Below are 6,260 nucleotides of genomic sequence, written 5' to 3'. Positions count from 1 at the left end.
TCAAGGTCCGTGTGCGGTATCGGGCCGGGTACGGATGGCTCGCGATGACGAAGTCGCTGTTCAAGGTCCGTGTGCGGTATCGGGCCGGATTCGGGGAGCTGGCCATGATGAGTCAGCGCAGGGTAAGCCTGGCCGCCAGCGCACACCCCTGATCAGCCTTTGGCATCCCTTGCAGCAAAGCGCTTTCAGGCGCTTGCTGGCGGTGTTCATGGTCAACGGCATTGCCAGTGCGATTCCCGCAACGCTGGTGCTGTTTTTTGTGCAAGACCGCCTGCAAGGCTCCGAAGCGCTGCAGTCGGCGGCGCTGGGCTTGTATTTTGTGTGTGCCGCCGCGTCAATGCCGCTCTGGCTGCGCGCGGTGGCGCGCCTTGGTCTGGCGCGCAGCTGGGCCTTGGGCATGGGGCTGTCGGTGCTGGTGTTTTTGTGGGCCAGCCAGCTCGGTGCCGGCGACGGCGCGCTGTTTTTGATCGTTTGCGCCCTGTCGGGTGCGGCGCTTGGCAGCGACCTGGCCCTGCCCGGCGCCATGCTGGCGGGCTTGATTGACGACGCAGGTGACCGCGGCCGCGCTGATGGTGCTTATTTTGGCTGGTGGAACTTTGCCACCAAGCTCAACCTGGCACTGGCCGCCGGCCTGGCGCTGCCGCTGCTGGGCTGGCTCGGCTACGTCCCTGGCGCGCGAGACGCGCAGGCCCTGCAGGTGCTCACCGTGGCCTATTGCCTGCTGCCCTGCGCACTTAAAACCGGCGCTGCGGCGTTGCTCTATTTTTCTTTTATCCAACCTGCGGCCCGGCCGCTTACACCATGAAACGACGTTTATTGATCTTGACTGCGGCGCTCGCATCGGCGCTGGCCCTGAGCGGCTGCAGTACGCCCAAAATCACCGATTACGCCGCGCAAAAACCGGTGCTGGAGCTGCGCGACTACTTCAACGGCACGCTCGATGCCTATGGCATTTTTACCGATCGCTCGGGCCAGGTGGTCAAGCGCTTTACCGTGGTGATGGAATGCAGCTGGCAGGGCGACCAGGGTGTGCTCGATGAGCTTTTCAGCTACTCTGACGGCACCACACAACGCCGTGTCTGGCGTCTGCAAAGCCACGCCGACGGCCGCTTTACCGGCCAGGCCGACGATGTGGTGGGCACCGCACAAGGCCAGCAAAGCGGCAACGCTTTTCACTGGACCTATACGCTGGCGCTGCCGGTGGACGGCCGCATCATCGAGGTCCAGTTCGACGACTGGATGTACCTGATGAGCGACAAGGTAATGCTCAACAAAGCCGCCATGCGCAAGTGGGGTGTGGGCCTGGGCGAAGTTACGTTGACATTTGTGAAACGCTAGGCACGGCACCTCATGGCACTGAACGCCCGCATGAACGACTGGTCGGACCGGCGGGTCTGGCTGGTTGGCGCTTCCAGCGGCATCGGTCGCGCCACGGCCCACGCCTTGCACGCGCGGGGCGCACACGTCATCGTGTCGGCGCGTGGCGCGCCAGCGCTGCAAGACTTTGTCAACCAGCACCCCGGCGCGCAGGCCGTGCCGCTGGACGTGACCGACGCGACTGCGGTCAAAAGCGCGGCGCAGGCGCTTTTGATGCACGGCCCGCTCGACCTCGTGGTCTATTGCGCTGGCCATTACCGCGCCATGACCGCCGACCGGTTGCACCTGCCCGATCTGCTGCGCCACAACCAGGTGAATTACCTCGGTGCCCTGCATCTGCTCGACGCCGTGCTGCCCGCGCTGCTGGCGCAAGCCACAGACCGGCGTGGCCACATCAGCCTGATGGCCAGTGTGGCCGGTTACCGGGGTTTGCCCAACAGCCTGGCTTACGGGCCGACCAAGGCCGCGCTCATCAACCTGGCCGAGACGCTGTACCTCGACCTGTGCGGCCAGGGGGTGGGCGTCTCGCTGATCAACCCGGGTTTTGTCGAGACGCCCTTGACAGCGCAAAACGACTTCAAAATGCCCGCCCTCATCAGCCCTGCCCAAGCCGCCCAGGCTATTCTCAACGGCTGGGCACGCGGCCAGTTTGAGATTCATTTTCCCAAGCGCTTTACCTTCTGGCTCAAGGTGCTGCGCTGCCTGCCCTACACCGTCTATTTCGCCCTGACCCGGCGCCTGAAGTCCAGTTGAGGCCACCATGAAACATGTTGTTGACACTATCGTCAAAACCTTCGAGACGCTCGACCCCAAGCACATCGAGACACTTGAAGCGCTTTACGCCCCCAACGCCCGTTTCAAGGATCCGTTCAACGACGTGCGCGGCTGGCCCGCCATTGCCGCTATTTTTCGCCACATGGACGTGAGCCTGGTGCGCCCGCGTTTTGTCATCACCGGGCGCATCGTCGATGGCCCACAGTGTTTTCTGACCTGGGAATTCCACTTTGCCTTCAAGCGGTTTGCGCCGGGCCAGCCGCAGTGCATTCTGGGTGGCTCGCACCTGGTGCTCGACGAGGCAGGTCGCATCACGCTGCACCGCGACTATTGGGACGCGGCTGAAGAGCTGTATGAGAAGCTGCCGTTCATTGGCGGGCTGATGCGCTGGCTGAAACGCCGTGCCAACAGCTGAACACCTGCAGCCTGTCTCAAAAACGCCGAAAACCTGTTACCAAAAGAGCATCATTGGCAAGCACTTGTAAGCAATGTCACGCCCCCGGCATGGTCGTTACGTTTGACCTCAAATTGCCGAAAAGCCAAGGTATCTTCCGGTCATGCCAATGCAAAGCGGGTTTTGTTTATCAGACCCATTTGGATTTAAACCGTACTTTTTGGAGTCTTCTCATGAACAAACATTTCTCCCTGATCGCCCTGACTTCTGTGCTCGTCGCCGGTAACGCGCTGGCTCAAAATGCCGCCACCGAGACCGCCGCTCAGACCCGTGTGGTCCAGGTGGCCGTGCACAACCCGGTGGCCCCCACCATGACGCATGAAGTCGCCACGCTGATCAAGTTCAGCCATCAGGCTCAGGCGCAATACCGCCGCAGCGGCAGCCCGCAGGACCTGGCCCGGGTCAAGGCCATGCAAACCGAGCTGGCCAGCCGGGGTTTCGGTCGCGCCACCCAGGCTGCACCCGCCATGACCTCTGACACGCAATTGGCCGGCAACATGAGCCGTAACAGCCAGTTCGTGGCTAGCGCCGCAAAGTAAATTCTGTTGCCAGCGGCGCAATCTGTAGAGTGCATTTTTCCCGACGTCTCAGGCTACCCGCGCGGCAAGCTCATGCCCGCCGCGAGTTTTCTGGCGGGCGGCGAATTGCGCATTTGCCAGGCCATTCCTATGCAGGCCGTGACCGGTGAGTATTCGTACAACCCGGTGTTCCCTGACTCGGACCCCGACGTTCGTTTGCTGCCCGACTACGCCACCGTGTCGCTCGCGCCCTGGGCCTGCAACCGGTGGTGGTGCCCGAGATCGCGTTTCGGCGACAAGTTTGTCACCGGGTATTGCGCTGTGAAGGCGCTCGAGCTGGCCAGTTTTCAGAGTGAAATCAGCGCCTGGGAGCGGCGCTTTTTGCTGCCCCAGGTGTAAGCTGTTTCGGCAGCCGGGCCAGCCACCCGGGCCGAGCTGGCCAAACAGGTGGTGTGAGCCGTGCCGTTGCTCGCTGGAAAAGTAAAAACTGCTGCGCCTGCAAAGTGCGCAACACTTCAGCCATGGTCAATGTGTCAAGGCATACAATTTCTCTCTTTTGCAATTACAAATATCGGCCCGGTGGGGTCGGTTGATCATCAGCTGGAGACCCAATGACGCAAGCTGCCCCCGCTACCTCAGAAGACAAACGCGCCGAATTGCGCCGCGCCGCCCTCGAGTACCACGTGCTGCCGACACCCGGCAAGATATCGATTGCCCCCACCAAGCAGTTGATCAACCAGCATGACCTGGCGCTGGCGTATTCGCCCGGCGTTGCCATTCCCTGCGAAGAAATTGTCAAAGACCCTATCAATGCCTACAAGTACACCAGCCGGGGCAACCTGGTCGGCGTGGTGACCAATGGCACGGCGGTGCTGGGTTTGGGCGACATTGGGCCGCTGGCGGGCAAGCCGGTGATGGAAGGCAAAGCCGTGCTGTTCAAGAAATTCGCCGGCATCGACGTGTTCGACATCGAGATCGACGAAAAGCACGACCTCGACAAGCTGGTGGACATCATTGCCTCGCTGGAGCCAACCTTTGGCGGTATCAACCTCGAAGACATCAAGGCCCCCGACTGTTTTTACGTGGAGCGCAAGTTGCGCGAGCGCATGAAGATACCGGTGTTTCACGACGACCAGCATGGCACAGCGATCACGGTGGGTGCAGCCATCCTGAACGGCCTCAAGGTGGCCGGCAAGGAGCCCAAAGACGTGAAACTGGTCACCTCGGGCGCTGGTGCTGCGGCGCTGGCCTGCATTGGCTTGCTGGTCAAGCTGGGTGTTCCGCGCGAAAACGTCTGGGTGACTGACCTTGCCGGTGTCGTTTATGAAGGCCGGGTTGAGCTGATGGACGCCGACAAAGCCATTTATGCCCAAAAAACCGATGCCCGCAAGCTCGGCGAAGTCATCGACAACGCTGACGTCTTTCTGGGCTTGTCAGCCGGCGGTGTGCTCAAGCCCGACATGGTCCAGCGCATGGCCGCCAACCCGATCATTTTTGCGTTGGCCAACCCCACGCCCGAGATCACGCCCGAAGAAGTCAAGAGTGTGCGTGACGATGCCATCATTGGCACCGGGCGCTCGGACTACCCCAATCAGATCAACAACATTCTGTGCTTTCCGTACATCTTTCGCGGCGCACTCGACGCCGGTGCCTCGACCATCACGGTCGAGATGGAAATGGCCGCCGTGCACGCCATTGCCGAATTGGCGCAGGCCGAGCAAAGTGAAGTGGTGGCCGCAGCTTACGCCGGTGAGCCGCTGGCCTTTGGCCGTGAGTACCTGATTCCCAAGCCGTTTGACCCGCGCCTGATGATGAAGGTCGCGCCTGCCGTGGCGCAAGCTGCTTTTGACAGCGGCGTGGCGCAGCGCCCCATTGCCGACATGGCCGCCTACCGCGAAAAGCTGCAAAGCTTTGTCTATGCCTCGGGCACGGTGATGAAACCCATTTTCACGGCTGCCAAGAAAGCGCTCAAGAAGCGCGTGGCCTTTGCCGAGGGCGAAGAAGAACGCGTGTTGCGCGCCGCGCAAATCGTGGTCGATGAAAGTCTGGCCATGCCGACCCTGATCGGTCGCCCCAAGGTGATTGCCGAGCGCGTGCAGAAATTCGGCCTGCGCCTGAAAGAGGGGGTGGATTACGAAGTGGTCAATGTCGAGCATGACGAGCGCTACCGCGACTTCTGGCAAACTTACCACCGCATGACCGAGCGCAAGGGCATCACGGTGCAAGTCGCCAAAATCGAAATGCGCCGCCGCCTGACGCTGATCGGCAGCATGCTGTTGCACAAGGGCTATGTGGATGGTCTGATCTGTGGCACCTGGGGTTTGACCTCGGTGCACTTGCATTACCTTGACCAAGTGGTGGGGCGGCGTGCCGGCGTCAACACCTATGCCTGCATGAACGGCCTGATGCTCCCCGGGCGCCAGGTGTTTTTGGTCGATACCCACATCAATTACGACCCCACGGCCGAGCAACTGGCCGAAATCACCGTGATGGCGGCCGAAGAAATGAAGCGTTTTGGTATTCCACCCAAGGCCGCCTTGCTGTCCCATTCAAACTTTGGCAGCAGCGACCAGCCCAGCGCGGTCAAGATGCGCGACACGCTGGCGCTGCTGCGCGCGCAGGCACCGTGGCTGGAGGTGGACGGCGAAATGCATGGCGATCTGGCACTCGATGGCATCTCACGCGACAAGTTGATGCCCAACAGTACCCTGCAGGGCGATGCCAATTTGCTGGTTCTGCCCAATATCGATGCTGCCAATATTGCCTATAACCTGCTTAAAACGGCAGCAGGCGGCAATATTGCCGTGGGGCCAGTGCTGCTGGGCGCGGCCAAACCAGTGCATATTTTGACGGCCAGCACCACGGTGCGGCGCATTGTCAACCTGACCGCCTTGACGGTCGCCGATGCCAACGCGATCCGCTAAGCGCGCCTCTCTTGCCGGTTCAAAAGGGTTGGACGCGGCCTGCGTCTAATCCTTTTTTTTATGGTTTGAATTGCCCATGATTTGGGCAGTGGCTTGCAATTTTTTGCCAAATCACCGACACTATCGCTCTTGAATGTTCGGGTTTACCCGAATTTTTTATTGGAAATTGAAGCAATGTCGTGGGTGACCCGTTTTAAGTTGGTCTTGACTGGC

At 60.8% G+C, this 6,260-nt stretch carries 7 protein-coding genes; all 7 read left to right on the top strand.

From position 1 onward, the window contains the following. Positions 1-805: MFS transporter (locus tag IBX54_RS02785; RefSeq protein WP_296541133.1), on the top strand; the 805-nt coding region annotated here is incomplete at its 5' end. After that, positions 802-1,338, top strand: a complete 537-nt coding sequence (locus IBX54_RS02780) for a DUF3833 domain-containing protein (protein WP_296541132.1) — start codon at positions 802-804, stop codon at positions 1,336-1,338. The genes IBX54_RS02785 and IBX54_RS02780, both read left to right, overlap by 4 nt. A 12-nt stretch (positions 1,339-1,350) precedes the next feature. Beyond that, positions 1,351-2,130 (top strand): SDR family NAD(P)-dependent oxidoreductase, encoded by a 780-nt coding sequence (locus IBX54_RS02775; RefSeq protein WP_296541131.1) that lies wholly within the window; start codon positions 1,351-1,353, stop codon positions 2,128-2,130. A 7-nt stretch (positions 2,131-2,137) separates the two neighbouring features. Beyond that, a complete protein-coding gene (locus IBX54_RS02770; protein WP_296541130.1) occupies positions 2,138-2,566 on the top strand; it encodes a nuclear transport factor 2 family protein in 429 nt (142 codons plus the stop codon). A gap of 212 nt (positions 2,567-2,778) precedes the next feature. Next, positions 2,779-3,144 (top strand): hypothetical protein, encoded by a 366-nt coding sequence (locus IBX54_RS02765; RefSeq protein ID WP_296541129.1) that lies wholly within the window; start codon positions 2,779-2,781, stop codon positions 3,142-3,144. 72 nt (positions 3,145-3,216) lie between these two features. Continuing rightward, positions 3,217-3,522 carry a hypothetical protein gene (locus IBX54_RS02760; RefSeq protein ID WP_296541128.1) on the top strand — a complete coding sequence of 102 codons (306 nt, stop codon included), beginning with the start codon at positions 3,217-3,219 and terminating at the stop codon, positions 3,520-3,522. A 212-nt stretch (positions 3,523-3,734) separates the two neighbouring features. Next, positions 3,735-6,047 carry an NADP-dependent malic enzyme gene (locus IBX54_RS02755; RefSeq protein WP_296541127.1) on the top strand — a complete coding sequence of 771 codons (2,313 nt, stop codon included), beginning with the start codon at positions 3,735-3,737 and terminating at the stop codon, positions 6,045-6,047. Positions 6,048-6,260: the final 213 nt, after the last annotated feature.

Source organism: Rhodoferax sp. (genome assembly GCF_014859475.1).
GTDB lineage: Bacteria > Pseudomonadota > Gammaproteobacteria > Burkholderiales > Burkholderiaceae_C > Rhodoferax.
This window is presented reverse-complemented; position numbering and strand designations above follow the sequence as displayed.

Excerpts from the sequence above, each read along its gene's own strand:
- IBX54_RS02755 (WP_296541127.1), top strand. The coding sequence starts at position 3,735 with ATGACGCAAGCTGCCCCCGCTACCTCAGAAGACAAACGCGCCGAATTG.
- IBX54_RS02765 (WP_296541129.1), top strand. The coding sequence starts at position 2,779 with ATGAACAAACATTTCTCCCTGATCGCCCTGACTTCTGTGCTCGTCGCC.
- IBX54_RS02760 (WP_296541128.1), top strand. The coding sequence starts at position 3,217 with ATGCCCGCCGCGAGTTTTCTGGCGGGCGGCGAATTGCGCATTTGCCAG.
- IBX54_RS02775 (WP_296541131.1), top strand. The coding sequence starts at position 1,351 with ATGGCACTGAACGCCCGCATGAACGACTGGTCGGACCGGCGGGTCTGG.
- IBX54_RS02780 (WP_296541132.1), top strand. The coding sequence starts at position 802 with ATGAAACGACGTTTATTGATCTTGACTGCGGCGCTCGCATCGGCGCTG.
- IBX54_RS02770 (WP_296541130.1), top strand. The coding sequence starts at position 2,138 with ATGAAACATGTTGTTGACACTATCGTCAAAACCTTCGAGACGCTCGAC.